This is a genomic window from Amycolatopsis sp. NPDC104775, assembly GCF_055583325.1.
In genome coordinates, this window is sequence record NZ_JBVJOE010000023.1 from 1 (window position 1) to 19,316 (window position 19,316).

Annotated in this window: 19 protein-coding genes; 9 read left to right on the forward strand and 10 right to left on the reverse strand. The window is 70.6% G+C overall.

The window, feature by feature from the left end:
- Positions 1–288 precede the first annotated feature (288 nt).
- Genes ACZ63D_RS42530 through ACZ63D_RS42540 form a run of 3 tightly spaced genes read right to left on the reverse strand, consistent with a single transcriptional unit; the run spans position 289 to position 2,731 of the window.
- On the reverse strand, positions 289–507 hold the full coding sequence (locus ACZ63D_RS42530) for a hypothetical protein (RefSeq protein ID WP_465360004.1): 219 nt from the start codon (positions 505–507) through the stop codon (positions 289–291).
- 8 nt (positions 508–515) lie between these two features.
- Positions 516–1,625: a fatty acid desaturase family protein gene (locus tag ACZ63D_RS42535; protein ID WP_465360005.1), complete on the reverse strand. Its 1,110-nt coding sequence runs from the start codon at positions 1,623–1,625 to the stop codon at positions 516–518.
- A 17-nt stretch (positions 1,626–1,642) separates the two neighbouring features.
- Positions 1,643–2,731 (reverse strand): ferredoxin reductase, encoded by a 1,089-nt coding sequence (locus ACZ63D_RS42540; RefSeq protein WP_465360006.1) that lies wholly within the window; start codon positions 2,729–2,731, stop codon positions 1,643–1,645.
- A gap of 93 nt (positions 2,732–2,824) precedes the next feature.
- On the opposite strand from ACZ63D_RS42540, the gene ACZ63D_RS42545 reads away from it, so the two are divergent.
- From ACZ63D_RS42545 to ACZ63D_RS42555, 3 genes are read left to right on the forward strand one after another with little or no spacing between them, the layout of a single operon-like run.
- Entirely contained in the window at positions 2,825–3,502 is a 678-nt protein-coding gene (locus ACZ63D_RS42545; RefSeq protein WP_465360007.1) for a TetR family transcriptional regulator, read from the forward strand.
- A gap of 4 nt (positions 3,503–3,506) precedes the next feature.
- On the forward strand, positions 3,507–3,908 hold the full coding sequence (locus ACZ63D_RS42550; RefSeq protein WP_465360008.1) for a VOC family protein: 402 nt from the start codon (positions 3,507–3,509) through the stop codon (positions 3,906–3,908).
- A gap of 45 nt (positions 3,909–3,953) precedes the next feature.
- The gene (locus ACZ63D_RS42555) at positions 3,954–4,682 is read left to right on the forward strand and encodes a lipoate--protein ligase family protein (RefSeq protein ID WP_465360009.1); all 729 of its coding nucleotides are present in this window, start codon (positions 3,954–3,956) and stop codon (positions 4,680–4,682) included.
- A gap of 99 nt (positions 4,683–4,781) precedes the next feature.
- Here ACZ63D_RS42555 and ACZ63D_RS42560 read toward each other — a convergent pair whose 3' ends face one another.
- On the reverse strand, positions 4,782–5,564 hold the full coding sequence (locus ACZ63D_RS42560) for an Lsr2 dimerization domain-containing protein (RefSeq protein WP_465360010.1): 783 nt from the start codon (positions 5,562–5,564) through the stop codon (positions 4,782–4,784).
- 145 nt (positions 5,565–5,709) lie between these two features.
- On the opposite strand from ACZ63D_RS42560, the gene ACZ63D_RS42565 reads away from it, so the two are divergent.
- A complete protein-coding gene (locus tag ACZ63D_RS42565) occupies positions 5,710–7,104 on the forward strand; it encodes a dihydrolipoyl dehydrogenase family protein (RefSeq protein ID WP_465360011.1) in 1,395 nt (464 codons plus the stop codon).
- A 28-nt stretch (positions 7,105–7,132) separates the two neighbouring features.
- Positions 7,133–7,702: a TetR/AcrR family transcriptional regulator gene (locus tag ACZ63D_RS42570; RefSeq protein ID WP_465360012.1), complete on the forward strand. Its 570-nt coding sequence runs from the start codon at positions 7,133–7,135 to the stop codon at positions 7,700–7,702.
- A gap of 9 nt (positions 7,703–7,711) precedes the next feature.
- On the opposite strand, the gene ACZ63D_RS42575 is transcribed toward ACZ63D_RS42570, so the two are convergent.
- Positions 7,712–10,201 (reverse strand): hypothetical protein, encoded by a 2,490-nt coding sequence (locus tag ACZ63D_RS42575; protein ID WP_465360013.1) that lies wholly within the window; start codon positions 10,199–10,201, stop codon positions 7,712–7,714.
- A 269-nt stretch (positions 10,202–10,470) separates the two neighbouring features.
- Here ACZ63D_RS42575 and ACZ63D_RS42580 point away from each other — a divergent pair, with 269 nt between their 5' ends.
- Together ACZ63D_RS42580 and ACZ63D_RS42585 are read left to right on the forward strand one after the other, a co-directional pair.
- A complete protein-coding gene (locus ACZ63D_RS42580; RefSeq protein WP_009074684.1) occupies positions 10,471–10,974 on the forward strand; it encodes a DUF3145 domain-containing protein in 504 nt (167 codons plus the stop codon).
- Positions 10,975–10,997: 23 nt separating this feature from the next.
- Positions 10,998–11,597 carry a hypothetical protein gene (locus ACZ63D_RS42585; protein ID WP_465360014.1) on the forward strand — a complete coding sequence of 200 codons (600 nt, stop codon included), beginning with the start codon at positions 10,998–11,000 and terminating at the stop codon, positions 11,595–11,597.
- A 67-nt stretch (positions 11,598–11,664) separates the two neighbouring features.
- Here ACZ63D_RS42585 and ACZ63D_RS42590 read toward each other — a convergent pair whose 3' ends face one another.
- The 5 genes from ACZ63D_RS42590 to ACZ63D_RS42610 form a co-directional block, all read right to left on the reverse strand.
- Positions 11,665–12,915 (reverse strand): beta-ketoacyl-[acyl-carrier-protein] synthase family protein, encoded by a 1,251-nt coding sequence (locus ACZ63D_RS42590; RefSeq protein WP_465360015.1) that lies wholly within the window; start codon positions 12,913–12,915, stop codon positions 11,665–11,667.
- A gap of 51 nt (positions 12,916–12,966) precedes the next feature.
- Entirely contained in the window at positions 12,967–13,212 is a 246-nt protein-coding gene (locus ACZ63D_RS42595; protein ID WP_009074690.1) for an acyl carrier protein, read from the reverse strand.
- Between the two features lie 71 nt (positions 13,213–13,283).
- On the reverse strand, positions 13,284–14,267 hold the full coding sequence (locus ACZ63D_RS42600; protein WP_465360016.1) for a beta-ketoacyl-ACP synthase III: 984 nt from the start codon (positions 14,265–14,267) through the stop codon (positions 13,284–13,286).
- Positions 14,264–15,175: an ACP S-malonyltransferase gene (locus ACZ63D_RS42605; RefSeq protein WP_465360017.1), complete on the reverse strand. Its 912-nt coding sequence runs from the start codon at positions 15,173–15,175 to the stop codon at positions 14,264–14,266. The genes ACZ63D_RS42600 and ACZ63D_RS42605 overlap by 4 nt, the downstream gene beginning before the upstream one ends.
- A gap of 453 nt (positions 15,176–15,628) precedes the next feature.
- A complete protein-coding gene (locus ACZ63D_RS42610) occupies positions 15,629–16,840 on the reverse strand; it encodes a PucR family transcriptional regulator (RefSeq protein WP_037820487.1) in 1,212 nt (403 codons plus the stop codon).
- 155 nt (positions 16,841–16,995) lie between these two features.
- Between ACZ63D_RS42610 and ACZ63D_RS42615 the strand changes: the two genes are divergently transcribed.
- Both ACZ63D_RS42615 and ACZ63D_RS42620 read left to right on the forward strand, forming a co-directional pair.
- Complete coding sequence (locus ACZ63D_RS42615; RefSeq protein ID WP_465360018.1) at positions 16,996–17,913, forward strand: ABC transporter ATP-binding protein; 918 nt, start codon at positions 16,996–16,998, stop codon at positions 17,911–17,913.
- A complete protein-coding gene (locus ACZ63D_RS42620) occupies positions 17,910–19,124 on the forward strand; it encodes an ABC transporter permease (RefSeq protein WP_465360019.1) in 1,215 nt (404 codons plus the stop codon). Before ACZ63D_RS42615 ends, ACZ63D_RS42620 begins: the two co-directional genes overlap by 4 nt.
- Positions 19,125–19,316: the final 192 nt, after the last annotated feature.

A 19,316-nucleotide genomic window follows, 5' to 3' on the forward strand; every position in this document is an offset into this window, starting at 1 on the left:
TTTGGGATGTCGAAGGCGGTTGGTCGGTTGGGGCGGCTCTGGTTTGGAGGGGTGTGGGAGGTCTGTGTTGAGTAGGGCTCGGTGAGCTGTGGGGCGCGGGGTTTGGGGTGTGTGGTCGGGTGGGGTCGCGGGCGGGGGTTTGCGTTTTCTCGGTAGTCGGGTCTGTGAAGTGCTCCTTGGGGGAATCTGGGTACGTGAAAGGGCCCCTCACGACCGGTGGGGGGTCATGAGGGGCCCGGGGGGAAGCGGGAGTCCGTGAGGGTGGCCCTCACGGAGGTGCGAAGGGGGTCAGTCCGCCCGAGGAGTGTGGTCCAGGCGGGCTTCGTCTTCCTTCGCGCGTTGGGCTGCTTCGCGCATTTCGATCATGTCCGTGAACCAGTCGCCGGTTTCGCGGGCTATGTCGCGGACTGCGCCGGTGATGATCGTGGCGATGTTGCCGATGTGAGTGGCTGCTGACTCCGTCAGCTCCTGCACGGTGTCCTTGCCACTTTCGAATGGGCCGACCATGGGCTTCCTCAGGCTGCTCGGAGTTGCCGTTCCGGGTCCACGGTAGCGGTCGGGGCCGGATTTCCGGGGAGGGCCAGCCGCACGATTTTCTTCGCTACCGACCATAGCTGCTTGCGCAGCGGGCCGGTGTTGTAGGGCAGGCCGTAGCGTTCGCAGATTTCGCGCACCTCGGCCGCGATTTGCGGGTAGCGGCGGGCGGGGAGGTCCGGGAACAGGTGGTGTTCGATCTGGTGCGACAGGTTTCCCGACAGGATGTGGAACAGCGGGCCGCCGGTGATGTTCGCGGAGCCCAGGATTTGGCGCAGGTACCACTGGCCTCGCGTTTCGTTTTCCGTCTCTTCCTCGGTGAAGCTCTCGACGTCCGCGGGGAAGTGGCCGCAGAAGATGATCGAGAACGCCCACAGGTTGCGGACCAGGTTGGCGCTCGCGTTGCCCAGCAGCGTCAGCGGCGCGAGCGGGCCGGTGAGCAGCGGGAACAGGACGTAGTCCTTGCCGATCTGGCGGGAGGCCTTGCGGACGATCCGGCGCAGCACCGGGACGTTCTCCGCCCAGGTTCGCTCGCCCTTCACCACCCGTTCGACCTCCAGGTCGTGCAGCATTACGCCCCACTGGAACAGCAGCGCGAGCAGCGTCGCGTACACCGGGTTGCCCAGGTAGTACGGATGCCACTTCTGCGCCGGGTCCATCCGGAGGATTCCGTAGCCGACGTCGCGGTCCTTGTCGACGATGTTGGTGTAGGTGTGGTGGATGTAGTTGTGCGAATGCCGCCAGTTCTCCGCCGGCGCGACGGTGTCCCATTCGAAGCGCTGCGAGCTCAGCTCCGGGATGCGCGTCCAGTCGTACTGGCCGTGCATCACGTTGTGGCCGATCTCCATGTTGTCCAGGATTTTCGCCGCGGACAGCGCCGCGACGCCCGCCAGCCACGCGGGCGGCAGGAAGCCGGCGAACAGCAGGCCTCGGCCGGTCACCTCCAGGGCGCGCTGGGTTTTGATGATTTTGCGGATGTAGTCGAGGTCTTCCTCGCCGAGATCGTCGACGATCCGCTGGCGCAGCGCGTCGAGCTCGCGGCCGAATTCCTCGACCTGTTCGGGGGTCAGGCGGTCTTGCAGACCGGTCATGATGCTTCCTCCGGTGGTCAGGCGTCGATTTCGACGTCCCCGACGGGGACGCTGACGCAGAGCTGGATTTCTTCGTTCTCTTCGCCGGAGACCTCGCCGGTACGGGCGTTGCGGACGCGGCCGGCGGTTTTGAGCTGCGTGCAGGAAAAACAGATGCCCATCCGGCAGCCGTGCTCCGGCGTCAGGCCCGCGTCCTCGGCCTGTTCGAGCAGCGGCTTGCCGGAGTTGTCGCACTCCCGGCCGCTGCGGGCGAAGCGCACCCGGCCTTCGGCGGCCGCGGTGTCGAAGGTCAACGGCGCTGCCGTGAACTCTTCGGTGTGCAGTTGTGCACTCAAGCCTTCGCTCTCGAAGAGTTCGCGGGCGGCGGCCATCAGCGGAGCCGGGCCGCAGAGGAACGTCTCGGCCTCGCGGAACCACGGCGCGGCCTTCTCCAGGTGTTCGAGCGAGAACAGGCCGTGCAAGTCTCCGCCGCGGCGGGCGTGGGTGTGCGCCTGGACTACGCGGAACGCCGGGTGCCGGGCGGCGAGTTCGGCCAGTTCGGCGCGGTAGAGCGCGTCCTCGGGAGTGTTCGAGTAGTGCAGGAACACGATCTCGCCGGGGTGGCCCTCGGCGACGAGAGTGCGGGCCATCGCGAGCACCGGCGTGATCCCGCTGCCGCCGCTCATCAGCACGATCCGGTCCGGGCGCGGCGACGGCAGGGTGAACTCGCCGTCCGCGGGCGAAAGCCCGACCACCGCGCCGACCTCGGTGTTCTGCAGATGCCGCGACACCAGCCCGTTCGGGTCGGCCTTCACGGTGAACTCCAGGTCGTCGCTGCCTTGCGCGCCGCAGGGCGAGTAGCAGCGGGTCCGGCGCACGCCGTCGATCTCCACCTGCATCCGCACGTACTGCCCGGCGCGGAAGCCCTGCCACGCCCGGCTGGGCCGCACGGTGAAGGTGACGGTGTCCGGCGTCTGATGCCGCACGGCGGTGACGCGGCCGCGGATCTCGCGCCGCACCAGCATCGGGTCGACCAGTTCGAGGTACCGGTCCGCGCCGTGCGGGGTGAGCAGCGCCTCGGCGAGCGAGACGAGCCCGCGCACACGGCGCGGGAGCAGTGCGGTCATCACCCCTCCAGAAGTTTGAGTGCACAGTCGTACACTGAATAGTGTGGGGGCAAGGCCGGGGGGCCTGTCAACGCGGAAGCGAGGTGATGTGACGTGGGCCATGCGACGAGCGCCAGTACGCTGCTCGACGTGTCCGCAGCCGAGGAGCCGGCCGGCCCGGTGAGCCGGCAGGAGCGCAAACAGCGCACCCGTCAGGCGCTGCTCGACGCGGCGCTCGACCTGCTCGCCGACCGGAGTTTCGCCAGCCTTTCGCTGCGCGAGGTCGCGAAGGGCGCGGGCATCGTGCCGACAGCGTTCTATCGGCATTTCTCGTCGATGGAGGAGCTGGGCGTCGCGCTGGTCGAAGAGACCACGCGCACGCTGCGCGGCATGCTTCGCAGCGCGCGCACCGAGCAGAGCGGCTACGGCAGCATGATCCGGGCTTCGGTGCGCACGCTCCACCGGCACGTCCGCGAACACGAGGATCACTTCCGGTTCGTCACGCGCGAGCGCTACGCCGGTTCGGGCGCGGTGTCCCGGGCGATCGCGGTCGAGATGCGGATGTTCTCCAGCGACCTGGCCTTGGACCTGGCGCGCTTCGATCCGCTGCGCACTTGGCCCACCGAGGACCTGCACGTGCTGGCCGACCTCATCGTCACCGCGATGCTCGGCACGGTCGCCGAACTGCTGGAAATCCGCCCCGGCGACACCGCCGCCGACGAGCGCACGCTGGTCGCGGCGGAAAAACGGCTCCGGATGATCCTGCTCGGCGTGCCGCACTGGCAGCCTTAGCGGCATGGCCTTCCTGCAGCTGACCGCGATCATCGTCGACGACTACGACGAGGCGATCGACTTCTTTACCCGCGCGCTGGGTTTCGACCTGGCCGAGGATTCGCCTTCGCTCACCAATGACGGCCGCCCCAAACGGTGGGTGGTCGTCCGCCCGCCCGGCGGCGAAACCGGCATCCTCCTGGCTCAAGCCGACGGGGACCGGCAGTCCCGCGCGGTCGGCGACCAGCACGCCGGCCGCGTCGGATTTTTCCTCCGGGTAGACGACTTCGACGCCAGCTATCAGCGGATGCGGGACGCCGGAGTGGAGTTCCTCGGCGAACCGCGGACCGAGCCGTACGGCCGGGTCGTAGTGTTCCGCGACATCGCGGGCAACCGCTGGGACCTGCTCGGACCAGCCGTGTCCTGAGCCTGCTCTACGATCCCGAAGTCCAGTTGATCGTGGAGGAACGCTATGCCGAGCGGGTCGGAAGTCCGAGCCGAATTCACCGACCCAGTGCACAACCTGGCGTTCGACGAGGCTTTGCTGCGCGAGGGGCCGACGGAGCCGCTGCTGTGGCTGTGGCGGAACCCGGTGTGCGTCGTGGTCGGCCGGGGCCAGCGCATCGCCCGCGAAGTCCGCGTGGACGAATGCGCTCGCGACGGCGTTCCCGTGCTGCGCCGGGCCAGCGGCGGCGGGACGGTGTTCCACGACCCGGGCAATCTCAACGTGACGCTCGTGCTTCCCGGCCCCGCGACCCGTCCGCTGGAAATGCTCGGCCTGGTGATGTCCGCAGCGGTGGAGAAACTGGGCTTGCCAGCGAGAATCGGCGACCGCGGGATCTTCGTCGGCGACGCGAAACTGTGCGGTTTCGCGGTGTTCCGCACCAAAGACGTGCTGCTGGCGCATTCGACTCTGCTGGTCGACACCGACGCCGCTCGCGTCGGCGCCTACCTCACCGGGCCGCCGCCGGACCCCAAACCGCTGGATTCGCACCGGAGCAAGGTCGCGTCATTGCTCGACCACGGGGTGCGGCTGCCGCGGACGGAAGTGGAAGACACCGTCCGCGCGGCCGCGGCCGGATTGCTCGGCCCGCTTACGCCGCGCGAACCGACGGCGGGGGAGCTGGAGCGGCAGCGGGCCTTGCTGTGGAGCCGTTACGAATATCCGGACTGGCACGCCGAAGGACGCCAGCGTTCCTGACCGCCTTGTCCGGCAGCCACTTTCGCGCACTCTGGTCGAAAGTCCGTGAGGGGAACCCTGAGGGAATCAGATTCCCTCAGGGTTCCCCTCACGGACGGATCAGTTGCCGGAGGAGGAGAAGAGCACCTGCGGCACGGCGGCGGCCGCACGGCGGCGCGGCTTGGCCGGTGCCGGAGCGGCGTTCACTGCGGGAGCAGCTTTGGCAGTGGTGGCTTTCGCCGCGGCGGGGGCTGCTTTGGCGGTCGCGGTGTTCGCCGGGGTGGCCTTCGTGGCGGGAGTGGCTTTGGCAGTGGTGGCTTTCGCCGCGGCGGGAGCCGCCTTGGCGCTCGAGGTCTTTGCCGGGGCGCTCTTTGCCGCGGAAGCTGTCTTGGTGGTGGCGGCCTTCACCGGCGTGGCAGCGGTTTTGGCAGTAGCGGTTTTCGCCGCGCTGCCGGAGGGGTTCTTGACCGCGGCGGCCTTCGTCGACTTGGCCGCGGTCTTGCTCACAGCGGCCTTCGCCGGTTTGGCTGCCGAGGTCTTGGCCGGAGCCTTGCGCGCGGACTGGCCCGCGCCACCCGTTCGGGCAGTCTTCGCCGTGGTCTTCGCGGAACCGGCGGCGGTCTTCTTGCCAGCAACGGCTTTCCCGCCCGTCGCGGCGGTTTTCTCCGCAGCGGGCTTGGCCTCGGCCTTCTTCGCCCCGGCGATCAGCCGCGGCCGCAGCTTCCGCCCGCCCGTGCGGCGGCCGGCCTTGGCGTAGCGCTCCAGCAGCCGGCGGAGGGCGGCCGCGTTGCGGGTGCCGAGGTCGATGTCGTACTCGACGCCGTCCAGCGCGAACGCGACGGTTTCGGCCGCGCGTCCTCCGGTCAGGTCGTCCAGCGTGCGGACAGCAGTGTTCCTCGCCATGGGAGCCTCCCGTGCTCGATCGTGGTCGTGCGTGCAACCGGCACGGCGACGACCCGGATTCCGCGGTGCCGCCGGTTTCTTGCAGCTCTCGTACGAGAATAGCGGCAGGCTTGCGCGAACCCGCGCGGTGGTGTGCGCTGTGCCCATGGCAGCAGAGAGTTTCGACGTAGTGGTCATCGGGGCGGGTCCGGTCGGGGAAGTGGCCGCCGAACGAGCCGCGAAGGGCGGGCTGAAGGTGGCGCTCGTCGAACACGAACGGTTCGGCGGGGAGTGTTCGTACTGGGCGTGCATCCCGAGCAAGGCGTTGCTGCGCCCGGGAAACCTGCTCGCCGCGGCCAAGCGGATGCCCGGGGTGCCGATCGGCGACGCGCTCGACGCGGAGAAGGTGCTCGCGCGCCGCGACTGGTTCACCGGCAAGGGCGACGACTCCGGCCAGGTCGAATGGGCGCGCGGCGCGGGCATCGAACCCGTGCGCGGTTACGGCCGGATCACCGGTGAGCGCGAAGTCACGCTCGACGACGGCCGGGTTTTCTCGGCCCGGCACGCGGTGATCGTGTGCACCGGCAGCGTCCCGCGCACGCCGCGGATTCCCGGTCTGGACACCATCAAGCCGTGGGGTTCGCGCGAAGCGACGTCGGCGACCGAGGTGCCCGGACGGCTCGGTGTGCTCGGCGGCGGCGTGGTCGGCGTCGAAATGGCGCAGGCGTGGGCCCGGCTCGGTGCGCGAGTCGACCTCGTGATCACCGGCGAACGTCCGTTGCCGCGTCTGCCGGAGTTCGCCGGAGACCTGGTGCTGGACGGCTTGCGCGAGGCGGGCGTCCAGGTGCACGTCAACTCCGGCTTGAGCGAAGTGTCCGTTGTGGACGGTGGAACGCGGCTGAAACTGTCCGGCGGCGACGAGATCGTGGTCGACGAACTGCTGGTCGCCACTGGCCGCGCCCCGGCCACCAGCTCGATCGGGCTGGACATGCTCGGCCTGCCGACCGACGCCCCGCTCCAGGTGGACGAAAGCGGCCGAGTGTCCGCTGTGGAGGGTGGCTGGCTGTACGCCGCGGGTGACGTCACCGGCCGCGCTTTGCTGACCCACCAGGGGAAATACGCCGCCCGGGTAGTCGGTGACTCGGTCGCCGCCCGCGCCCGCGGCGAGGAGATCTCGACCGAACCGTGGAGCCGCTACAGCGCGACCGCCGACCATCACGCGGTGCCGCAGGTGGTGTTCACCGACCCCGAGGTGACGTCCGTCGGCCTGACCGAGGCGCGCGACGGATCGGCAGACCGGGTGGTGGACATCGACATCGCGGTCGCCGGTTCCTCCCTGCACGCGGACGGATACCAGGGCAAAGCGCGCATGGTCGTGGACACCGAACGCGGCGTCGTGCTGGGTGTCACCTTCGTCGGCCAGGACGTGGCGGAACTGCTGCATTCGGCGACGATCGCGGTCGTCGGCGAGGTGCCGCTGGACCGGTTGTGGCACGCCGTCCCGGCGTTCCCGACGATCAGCGAGGTGTGGCTGCGGCTGCTGGAGGCTTACGGGCTCTGAACAGCGCGCGGTCCGGTAGCGTCGGGGCATGACCAGTGCCCCCGTTCCCGGCCGGCGTGAACGCAAAAAGGCGGCGACCCGCCAGGCGCTGGCCGACGCTGCCCTGCGGATGTTCCTGGAGCGCGGCTACGACCAGGTGACCGTGCGCGAGATCGCCGACGCCGCCGACGTGTCCACCACCACGCTGATGAAGCACTTCCCGACCAAGGAAGCTCTCGTGTTCGACCGGGAGCCCGAGGTGGAAGAAGCGCTGGTCTCGGCGGTTCGTGACCGGCCGGAAGGCGTGTCGGTGCTGGAGGCGCTCCGTGCGCATGTGCACGTACGGGCGACCTCCGGCATCCGCGCCGAAGCCGCGCCGCTGTTGCGGCTGGTGCGGGAAACGCCCGCGCTCGCCGAGTACTGGCACAAGATGTGGATGGGGCACGAGGACGCGCTGAGCCGGGTGATCGCGGCGGAAACCGGTGTGCCGGAAGACGATCCGCGGTGTGCGGTGCTGGCCCATTTCGCGTTGGAGACGGCCGCGCTGGCCGACCGTTCGGACGATCCGCCGCGGGTTGTCGACGTGGCGTTCGACTTGCTGGAGAACGGCTGGCGCTGAGTCGTTTGCTCAGGACGGCAGCTGCAAGTCGAGCGCGCCTTTCGCCGCGCGAGCCAGGCCGGGATCGTCCGCTGTGGACGGTCCCGGTTGCCAGACCGCCTGCACGAGCCGGACGCCGTTCCCGTCGATCTTGCTGGCGTAAGCGGCGCCGTCGAACTGCGGCGGGCCCGACGGCCACTTGCCGGTTTCCGTGGCGACGTCCAGGATTCCGCCGCCGCCCGGGTTGTCGGCGATCTGCTTGAGGTGATTGGCCTGTCCGGCATCCGGGAACGCGACCACCGCGACGGTCACCGCGGCGGGCCGTCCGTCCACGAGCGCCGTGTAGCTCGCGCGGCGGACCCCGGAGCAGCTGGTCTGCTGCAGACTCGCCTGGACGTCCCCGAACGCGTGCGAGGCGCACTTCTGGTCAGCGCTGCTCGCCCGGGGTTCGAAGGTGAGCGTCGGCGCCGGAGGGGCACTGGACTTGGGGCTGCTCGGCACCGGACTCGGGACGCTGCTGGGCGGCGCACTGCTGGCAGGCGGCGCGGCGGCGGTGCCGTCGCTGCCGCTGGTCGCCACGACGATCGCCGACACCACCAGCGCGACCAGCAAGACGATCGCCGCGATCGGCACCCATTTGACGGTCCGCGAAGCCGGTTTCCCGGACCCGGACGGGGAGTTCGGGCCGGTTCCCGCTCCGGCGGGGGCTCCCGTTCCCGCAGGGGCGGCTGATCCCGTTCCCGGGCTGGCGGTGGCTGCCGTTGCCGTGGGGGCTGCTGATCCTGTGCCCGGGCTGGTGGTGGCTGCCGTTCCCGCAGCGGCGGCTGATCCCGTTCCCGGGCTGGTTGTCGCTCCCGCGGGGGCTGCTGGTCCTGTGCCCAGGCTGGCGGTGGCTGCCGTTCCCGCAGTGGCTGCTGATCCCGTGCCCGGACTGGTTGTCGCTGAGCCCGCGCTGGCTGCTCCCGTCGCGGGGGCCGGAGCCGGTCGCGGAGGTTGAGCCGCGCCTCGCGGCGGACTGCTCGGCCCGGGAACCCGCACCGGCGCGACCGGCGGAACCGCCGCGGGCGGACGTCCGGCGACCGGCGGTTTCGCCGGAGACGGCATCTTCTCGGTCGGAGCCTCGGGCGGGTCGGTGGATTCGGTGGGGGCTTCGGAAAGCGACTCCGGCTTGATGGGCGGAATCTCCGGCCGAGGCGGCCGCACCGCGATGATCTTGGGCCGCGGCACCGGGGGAACGGCGGAATCCGGTGCGGTGGAACGGCTGCTGGGGGAAGCAGCAGCCTGCGGCCCGGTCCCGGCACCGGGGAAGACGGGGAGGCCCGGAGCGTTTCCCGGGCTTGCCTGCGGTCCCGGACTGGGCGCGGGGAAGGCGGCCGCGGCGGGTTTTCCGTTCGGTCCAGGGGTTTCAGCTTGGTTGGGCCGGGAAATCGCGGGCTCGATGGTGCTGGCACGGGCCGCGTCGGCGGGACCCGCCGGGCGGGGAACACCGGTGTCGCGACCGGCTGTGGCAGTCGCGCCGGTTCCGCCGTTAGGAGCGGAGCCTGTTCCGGAGGCGGCAACCGCGCCGGTTCCGCCGGTCGCAGCCGTGCCTGTTCCGGGGGTGGCAATCGCGCTGGTTCCGGCGGTGGCAGCCGTGCCTGTTCCGGCGACGCCAGCTGTGCCTGTTCCGGCGGCGGCAGCCGTGCTGGTTCCGAGGGCAGCGGCCGCGCTGGTTCCGGTGGAGTCAGCCGCTTCCGCCGGACTGGTCGTCGTCGCGGGTCCGGCGGCGTTCGGGCTGACGGTGGTCGTCGCGGCCTTGCTCGCGGGGGTGAGGCTCGGCGCGTCAGCCGCGCCAGGAGCCACAGCGACGGCAGCGCCAGCACCGGCGACCCCAGCCGAAACAGCTCCAGGCGCTCGAGGCCCCGGCGGAACGGGATTGTCGTCCGCGAACCGCACGAAGCCTTCCCCGCGCAAAACCTCGTCCGACAGCTCCGGCGCATCCGGGGCCAGCGCCGCGATCAACGCCCGGGCCTGGTCCACCGACCGCGGATGCCGTGCCGTGGCCAGGGAGACCGTCGCCGCCAGCATCGTCGTCGGCGTCGGGTGCAGGACCCGGACCGGGCCCGCGAGGTCGCCCGGCGGCTGGTCGACCGTCTCCACATACGGCCCGACCGCCACGATCGTGCCGACCGGGCCGCCGCCGAGTTCCGCGATGCGGCGTTCGCATTCCTGGGACAGGTCGAGCGCTTCGGTGGCGGGATTGACGTCGTCGCCGTGGACCAGCGGCCAGCCGTCGGCCTTCCACGGGCCGCTGAGCGGGGCTTCGAGCCGCAGGGCCGGGTCGGGCAGGTCCACGCCGATCACGACGAGCACGCCCGCGGGAAGCACGACCACCGCCTCGACCGGACGGTCGCCGGTCGGGCGGGCCCCGACGAGCGCGACGCCGCCGATCACCGTGCTCCCCCGGCCGAGGGAGGCCAGTGCGGCCCGCACGTCTTCCGCGACGCGCGAGGGCTGCTGCCCGAGACGGACCAGTCGCACCGAAACTCTCCCTGTCGAATCCGCAGCGTTTCCGGTGCACCACGCTAGCGTGCCGAACCGCCGGAACCGTGCTCCGCGCCCTCGCGTCGGCGTGCCTCACCACAATGGGTCGTCCGCTGCGACTTGTGGTGTTCGTGTGGCCAAACGGCACGGTTGGGGTGCAGAATGTGCTACACAGGTCGGGAACTGCCGTGGAGGCTACGCAACCTGCGCAAGGTTCGAGAGGTCGTAGGGGAAGACGTCCCTCGTCGAACAAGCGGAGGTCAGCAGTGAGCACCCGTGGCAGCACCCGAGGCGTGGTGTACGTCCACTCGTCGCCGTCTGCGGTATGTCCGCACGTCGAGTGGGCTATTTCGGGCACCCTTGGTGCCCGGGTCGAGCTGAAGTGGACGGCCCAGCCGGCCAGTCCGGGACAGCTCCGGGCCGAATGCAGCTGGAGCGCGCCCGCGGGAACCGCGGGCAAACTCGCCGCCGCGCTCAAGGCGTGGCCGATGGTGCGCTTCGAGATCACCGAGGAACCCAGTGCGGGCGTCGACGGCGAGCGGTTCTGCTTCGCGCCCGGTCTCGGGCTCTGGCACGGCCGCACCAGCGCCAACGGCGACATCGTCGTGGGCGAGGACCAGCTGCGCGCGCTCGTCAGCATGACCCGCGGCGGCGAAACCCTCGCGCACAAACTGGACGAACTCCTCGCCGCGGCCTGGGACGAGGCGCTCGAGCCGTACCGGCACGCGGGCGACGGCGCCCCGGTCACCTGGCTGCACCAGGTCGGGTGAACGGGAGCGGTACCCTCACCCGGGTGAGCGTTGACCCGGCCCCGCCTTCCCGTCAGCGGTGGTTGATCCCCGTGCTCGTGGTGGTCCTGTCCATCACCGTCGCCGGGGGTCTGCTCGCCCGCGAGCTGTACCGCCGCCCCGATTCCCCGCGCGCGGCCGACGGCCAGCCCGTGGCGTCGCCGGCCACGACCAGCGGCGGCACGGCCGACAAGTCCGGTGCGGTACAGGTCAAGGTCACCCCGGACGCCCAGAACCATCCGCAGGACGACGCCGTCCGCACCGTGCTGCAGGCCTATTTCACCGCGCTCAACCGCAAGGACTACGACGCCTGGACCGAGACGGTCAGCGACGCGCGCCGCAGCAAGACCCCGGAAGCGGACTGGCACCGCAACTTCCAGTCCACTAAGGACGTCGACGTCCTGCTGTACCGCATCGAACCGGGCGCGCAGGGCACGCTGCGGGCACTGGTCGGGTTCACCAGCACCCAGTCGCTCAACGAGGCCCCGGTCGACTTCCCGCACGATTGCATCCGCTGGCGGCTGGTGCTGCCGATGAAATACGAGCACGGCTCGTACCGGATCGACACGGTCGACGGCACCGCCACCGAACACGACAAGTGCTGAAAGCCCAGTGAAACAATGAAAGGCCCCGCGGGAATTCCCGCGGGGGCCTTTCACCGTAAAAGGGAACTCAGTTCGCCGGCGTGAACAGCAGCGCGGTGTTGTGCCCGCCGAACCCGAACGAGTTGGACAGCGCCGCGGCGAGTTCGACCTTGCGGTTCTCCCCGGCCACGACGTCGAGCTGCACCTTCGGGTCGAGCTCGGTGAGGTTCAGCGTCGCGGGCACGACGCCCTCGTACAGCGCGAGAATCGTCGCGATGCCCTCGACCGCTCCGGCCCCGCCGACGAGGTGGCCAAGCGCGCCCTTCGGCGCGGTGACCACCGGGTGCTCGCCGACCGCCGACCGGATCGCGGCCGCCTCGCCGATGTCGCCGACCACAGTGGACGTCGCGTGCGCGTTCACGTGGCCGACGTCCGAAGGGGACAGTCCGGCCATCGTCATCGCCGCGCGCATCGCCGCGATCTGCCCGATGCCCTCGGGGTGGTTGCCCGTGATGTGGTAGGCGTCGGACGTCAGGCCGTAGCCGGCCAGCTTCGCGTAGATCCGCGCGCCGCGGGCCTTCGCGCGGTCGGCCCGCTCGAGCACGACGACGCCGGAGCCCTCGCCGAGCACGAAGCCGTCGCGGCTCACGTCGAACGGACGCGACGCCGCGGCCGGGTCGTCGTTGCGCGTCGACACCGTGCGGGCCTGGGCGAACCCGGCGACGGTGATCGGGTGGATGCAGGCCTCGGAACCGCCCGCGACCACCACGTCGGCCCGGCCGGACCGGATCATCTCGAAGCCGGTCGCGATGCCCTCGGCCCCGGACGCGCACGCCGACGCCGGCGAATGCACCCCGGCGCGGGCTTTCAGGTCGATGCCCACGTGCGCGGCCGGGCCGTTCGGCATCAGCATCGGCACGGTCAGCGGCGACACCTTGCGAAGACCCTGCTGGTGCAACAGATCGTTCTGGGTCAGCAGGGTCACCGGCCCGCCGACCCCGGTGCCGATCGAAACGCCGAGGCGTTCCGGTTCGACGTCGGTGTGCTCGTCGGTCTGCTCGGCGAACCCGGCGTCGGCCCAGGCCTGGCGGGCGGCGATGAGCGCCACCTGCTCGCACCGGTCGAGCCGGCGGGCCTGCACCCGGGGCAGGATGTCGGTCGGCTCGACGGCGAGCTGCGCCGCGATCCGCACCGGCAGGTCCAGCTCCGCGGCCCAGTCCGCCTCGATCGTGCGGATCCCGCTGCGGCCGGCCAGCAGACCGTCCCAAGTGGACGCGACGTCCCCGCCAAGCGGAGTCGTCGCGCCCATGCCGGTGATCACGACGTCGATGTTGCTCATGGGAGTCTCCCCAAGGTCGGCTCCGGACCGGGGCCCGGGTACGAAGAGGACTTACTTCGAGTTGGCGGACACGTAGTTCACCGCGTCGCCGACGGTCTTCAGGTTGGCCAGCTCGTCGTCCGGGATCTTGACGCCGAACTTGTCCTCGGCCTGCACGGCGATCTCGACCATCGACAGCGAGTCGATGTCCAGGTCGTCCACGAACGACTTCTCCTCGGTGACGTCGTCCTGAGCCACGCCGGCGACCTCTTCGACGATCTCGGCGAGGCCGGCGAGAATCTCAGTGTTGTCAGCCATCGGTGTTGTTCCCTTCTCGGTTCTTCTGCGGGGTCCGCTCGCGGGCACGGCGCCCGCGGGGGAAGTATCGCTCAGGGCAGGACGAACGCCTGCGCGGCATAGGAAAGCCCGGCTCCGAAGCCGACCGCCAGCACCACGTCGCCGCTTTTCGCCGTTCCCGCCTTGCGCATGTGGTCCAGCGCCATCGGGATCGAGGCGGACGAGGTGTTGCCCGAGTACTTGATGTCGTCGGCCACCACCATGTCCTCGCGCGCGCCCTTGGCGCGCAGCTTCTTGGCGATGGACTCGACGATCCGGAGGTTCGCCTGGTGCGGGGCCAGCACGTCCACATCGGACGGTCGCAGCCCGGCGGCTTCCAGCGCGCGCAGCGCGATCGGCGCGATCTGCGTGGTCGCCCAGCGGAAGACCGACTGGCCCTCCTGGTAGATCCAGCGGTGGTCGCGCATGTAGATCAGGTCGACGAGGTCGCCGGCGCTGCCCCACACCACCGGGCCGATGCCCGGTTCGTCGGATCCGCCGACCACCGCGGCACCCGCGCCGTCGGCGAAGATGATCGCGTTCGCGCGGTCGGTCGGGTCCACGACGTCGGTGAGCTTCTCCGCGCCGATCACGAGGACCTTCTTCGCCGAGCCCGCGCGGACGAGGTCGGAGGCGACGCCGAGGCCGTAGCAGAATCCGGCGCACGCGGCGTTGAGGTCGAACGCGCCGGGGGCCGGGACGCCGATCCGCGCGGCGACCTGCCCGGCCGCGTTCGGGATCTGGGACGGCATGGTGCAGTTGGGCACGATGACCGTGTCCACTTCGGACGGGTCGACGCCCGCGTCGGCGAGCGCGTTGGTCCCGGCGGCGACGGCGTAGTCGACCAGCACCTCGTCCTTCTCGCCGAACCGCCGCTCGATGATGCCGACGCGGTCGCGGATCCACTGGTCGCTGGTGTCCATGACCTGCGACAGGTCGTCGTTGGTGACGATCCGGTCCGGCTGGTGGCTGCCGAAGCCGAGGATGCGGGCGGCGGGGGCGCCCTGGGCGAGGCGCAGGGCAGGGCGGGCGGTCACTGGGCGTCCTCCTCGCGCAGCGCCGCCAGCTCGGCGGGCGATTTCAGCGCGGTGGTAGTGGTGACGACGCCCTTGAGCTGCCGCTTGACCAGTCCGGTCAGGGTGCCCGCGGGCGCCAGTTCGACGGTGCGGTCCACGCCGAGCGCGGCGAGCCCGTCCATGGTGAGGTCCCAGCGGACCGGGCGGGTCACCTGCGCGACGAGCCTGCGCAGGTACTCCGCGCCGCTCGTGACGACCTGACCGTCGGCATTGGACAGCAGCGGGCGCGTCGGGTCGGCCGGGGAGAGACCGGCGGCGTGCTCGCGCAGGGCGTCTTCCGCGGGGGCCATGTAGGGCGTGTGGAAGGCGCCGGCCACCTTGAGGGCGCGGATCTTCGTGCCCTCCATCGGCTCGGCGACGATCCGCTCGATCGCGTCGGCGGCACCGGAGGCGACGATCTGCCCGGCCCCGTTGCGGTTCGCGGCGGCGAGGCCCTGGCTTTCCAGCCACGCGGCGACTTCCTCGGGATCGCCGAGCATCACCGCGGCCATCGACGTCGGTTCGAGCGCGCAGGCCTTGGCCATCTCGGCACCGCGGACCGCGGCGAGCGCGACCGCGTCGGCGGGGGAGAGCACGCCGGCGATCGCGGCCGCGGCCAGCTCGCCGACGGAGTGGCCGGCGACCGGCGCGTCGTCGGGCGCCGGCAGGTGCTCGAAGGACAGCAGGGACAGCGCGACGATCAGCGGTTGCGCGACAGCGGTGTCCTGGATCTCCTCGGCCCCGGCTTCCGTGCCGAGCCGGATCAGGTCGAGCCCGCAGCGGGCGGACCACTCTTCGACGCGCGCGCGAGCGCCGTCGAGCTCGAGCCACGGAGCGAGCATGCCGGGGGTTTGGGAACCCTGGCCGGGGGAGAGGACTGCAACTGTCACGCTGTCTATGAGACCACGGGACCGGTCGGGCTTTGGCTGCGGGCGGTCACCAAGTCCGCGCGGCGTTATTGGAGGAAACCTCCAAAGACCCGCCGGAGAACCCGGCCCTTAACCCATCAGCCTTGTGGGATTCAACCAGCGCTTGCCGTGAAGTCTGTCACCCGTCGCGCCCCGGCGCACTCCGCCGCGCGGCGGAACCGGGCGTGGGCCGGACGTCGGCGGGGTCCGGTGCGGTCGAGGTTCTTCACGGACAGCTGCGGCAGGCCGCGGGCGCTGTCGGGTCAAGCCGGTGCTCCGCTCGCCGGAGCAGGCCGCGCGCAGTGGTCACGGAGCAGTGCTGCCTTGGGCGCTTGGCTGCGGCGGATCGCTCGGCCACGCCACCCGCTACCTGCCCGGACGACCCCCGCCGCGGAACTCCCTGCGACGGCTACCGGGAAAACCGCATCGGGGCAGTCACCAGAGCCCGCGAGCCCGGGCGAGCCTGCCGACCGTGAGCGCGACCCGCAGCACCAGCGCGTCGCGTGCGTCGGTCGGGTTGCGGCCGGTGAGTTCGGCGGCTTTGCGCAGCCGGTACCGGACCGTGTTCGGGTGCACGAACAGCGTTTGCGCGCAGCGTTCCAGCACTCCGCCAGTGTCCAGATAGGTCTCGACCGTGCGTTGCAACGCCGCCCCCGCCTCTTCCAGCGGCCGGGCCACCAGATCGACCAGCAGCCGTTCCGCGCCGGGGTCGCCGGAGAGCGCGCGTTCGGGGAGCAGGTCGTCGGAGCGCACCGGACGCGGCGCGGCGGGCCAGCCGACCACCGCGCGCAACCCGGACAACGCCTCGGCCGCGCTGTGGTGCGCTTCGGCCAGCGTCGGCACGGTCGGACCGGCAACCACCGGACCGTCGGCGAACACCGTCGACATCCGGGCGAGGATTTCGCGTTCTTTCGGCCCGCCCTCGGTGGGGCCGCCGATCACGATCACCAGCCGCGAGCCCTGCACCGACAGCAGCACCGCGCGGCCGACGCGCGCGGCGCGGGCCCGGACGTCGAAAACCACCGTCGGCGGGTCGTCCGAGGGCGGATTTCCCACCAGCACCGTCGCTGCCGCGGCGGGGTCCCAGCCCAGTGCCGCGGCCCGGGACAGGACGGATTCTTCGGCGTCGCCGCGGACGATTCCGTCCACCACAAGCGCTTCTAACCGGGCGTCCCACGCGCCGCGGGCTTCGGCCGCGGCGGCGTAGGAATTGGCCGCGGCGAAAGCGATTTCCCTGCCGTAGCGCAGAATTCCTTCGATCAACGCGGCACGTTCGGCTTCCGACGCGGCGAATTCGGGAAGCTGTTCCTCGAATACCTCAATCGCGAGCCGCACCATCGCGACGGCCTGGCGCAGGCTGATCCAGCGCGACACTTCGGTCGGGGCGTCGCGGAACGCTTCGGTGGTGAGCTTCAGCGCTTCTTTCGAATCCCGCAGCCACGCGACGAATCCGCTGGCCCCGGTCTGCGTGATCAGCAGCACGCTGGCGCGCTGGTCGGCGGGAAGCCGCGCGAACCAGACCAGGCGGCGTTCCATTTCCGCGACGCTCGCGCTCGCCAGCCGCCCGGAGGCGTGCTCCAGGCTGCGCAGGGTTTTCGCGGACAGCCCGTGGTGTTTGCGCGCGGGGCGTCCTGTGGTGTCGGCCATGTCGCGTCCGATCCTACGTGCCGCCCGCGGCCTGCAACTTTAGGCGGACACGGCGGCGACCCCAGGTGGTGGGCGGCGCCCGGCCGAAGTGCCTAGGATCCCGGGTGGGGTGGCAGGGGATCACCCCGGGAGAAAAGAGAACAGGGGGACGGGCCATGCCAGAGCCCGGACTGGAGATCGACGGGATCTCCAAACGGTACGGCGCCGTGGTGGCGCTCGAGAACATGACGTTCGACGTGCGTCCTGGGGAGCTTTTCGGATTCGTCGGCAGCAACGGGGCGGGCAAAACGACCACCATGCGCATCGCGCTCGGGGTGCTGAGCGCCGACGCGGGCCAGGTGCGGTACGCGGGCGAGCCGATCACGCACGAAACGCGCAGGCAGATCGGCTACATGCCGGAGGAACGCGGGCTTTACCCCAAAATGAAGGTCGGCGAACAGCTCACCTATCTGGCCCGGCTGCACGGAATGCCCGCCGCCGAGGCCAAGGCGTCGAGCGAGCGGTGGACCGAACGCCTCGGCGTGGCCGCGCGCCGCGACGACGAGGTGCAGAAGCTCAGCCTCGGCAACCAGCAGCGCGTGCAGCTGGCCGCCGCGCTGGTGCACGAACCGCGGATTCTCGTGCTGGACGAACCGTTTTCCGGGCTGGACCCGGTGGCCGTCGACGTGATGAGCGACGTGCTGAAAGAGAAAGCGGCCGAGGGCGTTCCGGTCGTTTTTTCCAGCCACCAGCTGGATTTGGTGGAACGGCTGTGCGACCGGATCGGAATTGTCCGGAGTGGACGGATGGAAGCGTCCGGCACGGTGGCGGAACTGCGCGCGGGCGGCACGACCCGGCTGCTCGTGGACGCGCCGGAGGCTCCGGAAAACTGGGCGGCCGGGCTGTCCGGGGTGACCGTGATCGGCCGTAAGGGAACGGTGACCGAACTGGAGCTGGCCGACGGCGCGGACGACCAGGCCGTGCTGCGCGCCGCGCTGGCGACCGGCCCGGTGCGGGAATTCGCCCGGAAGCTGCCGTCCCTGACCGAGTTGTTCCGTTCTGTCGTGTCCGAGCACCAGGAGGCCGCGGCATGACCGGGTCTGATGTCCAGATGAGCCCGCTGTCCGCCGTCGGCCTCGTGGCCGGACGGGAGATCAGCACGCGGGTCAATTCCAAGGCCTACCGCGTCACGACGCTGGTGATGGTGATCATCGTCGTCGGGCTGGCGCTCGTCTTCAAGCTCTTCAACGGCGGCGGGAGCGCCGACGCGACGGTCGGCTACGTGCCCGCGGCCTCTCAGCTGGCCGAGCCGCTGACCGCGACGGCGAAGTCGATCGGCCAGACCGTCGCGACGCAGCAGGTGCCCGACGAGAAGGCCGGCCAGGACAAGCTGCGGGACGGCTCGATCGACGCGCTGCTGGTACAGGACTCGAAGCGAGTGCACGTCCAGGTGAAAAAGGACTTGGACGCGAAGCTCAAGAACACCTTCACCGTGCTTGAAAGCCAGCTGGTGCTCAACCAGCAGATCGAGTCCCTCGGCGGCGATCCGGCGAAGGTGCGCCAGGCGGCCGCCGCGGCGACGATCGACGAACTGCCGCCGCTCGAGAAGCCCTACGACTACAACGGCCAGCAGCTGGTGCTCGGCATCATCGCGGGCATCCTGATCTACCTCTCGCTGATGCTCAACGGGCAGAGCGTGGCCCAGGGCGTCGTCGAGGAGAAGACTTCCCGGGTGGTCGAACTGCTGCTCTCGACGATCAAACCGTGGCAGCTGATGGCCGGGAAGGTGCTCGGCATCGGCGTCGTCGGGCTGATCCAGATGCTGGCGATCGGCGTGGCGGGCGTGGCGGCCGGGCTCGGGTTCGGGGTGCTGACGATCTCGGTGAACGCCGCCGTCGGCACCGTGATCTGGCTGATCGTCTGGTACCTGCTCGGGTTCTTCATGTATTCGATCGTGTTCGCCGCACTCGGCGCGCTGGTTTCGCGGCAGGAGGACGTGGGCGGCGCGACGATGCCCGCGCTGATGTTCGTGGTCGCCGGGTACGTGGTGGGCATTTCGATCCTGCCGTCGAATCCGGGCAGCCCGCTGGCCGAGGTGCTGTCGCTGATCCCGGTGTTCGCGCCGACGCTGATGCCGATGCGGCTGGCGATGGGCGGGGTGCCGGTGTGGGAGGCGGTGCTGTCGGTCGGCCTGGTGATCGCGCTCATCCCGGCGCTGATCTGGCTGGCCGCGCGGATCTACCGCAACGCCGTGATGCGCACCGGCGCGAAGGTGAAGCTGCGGGACGCGCTCAGCGCTGCCTGACAGGGGAGCCCATACGGCGGGTCGTGGCTGAGGCCGCGGCCCGCCGTTGCTCGTTCGGGGGCCGGAAGCTTCTACTCTCGGTGGAGGCGGTGGTCCGGTGAGGGACGGCGGCGACGGCGGCCCCCACCCACGTGGGTTAGCGGCACTGGGTGAGTTGCGTGAATGCCGCCCTCGCGCCGCCGCTGTCCCGCA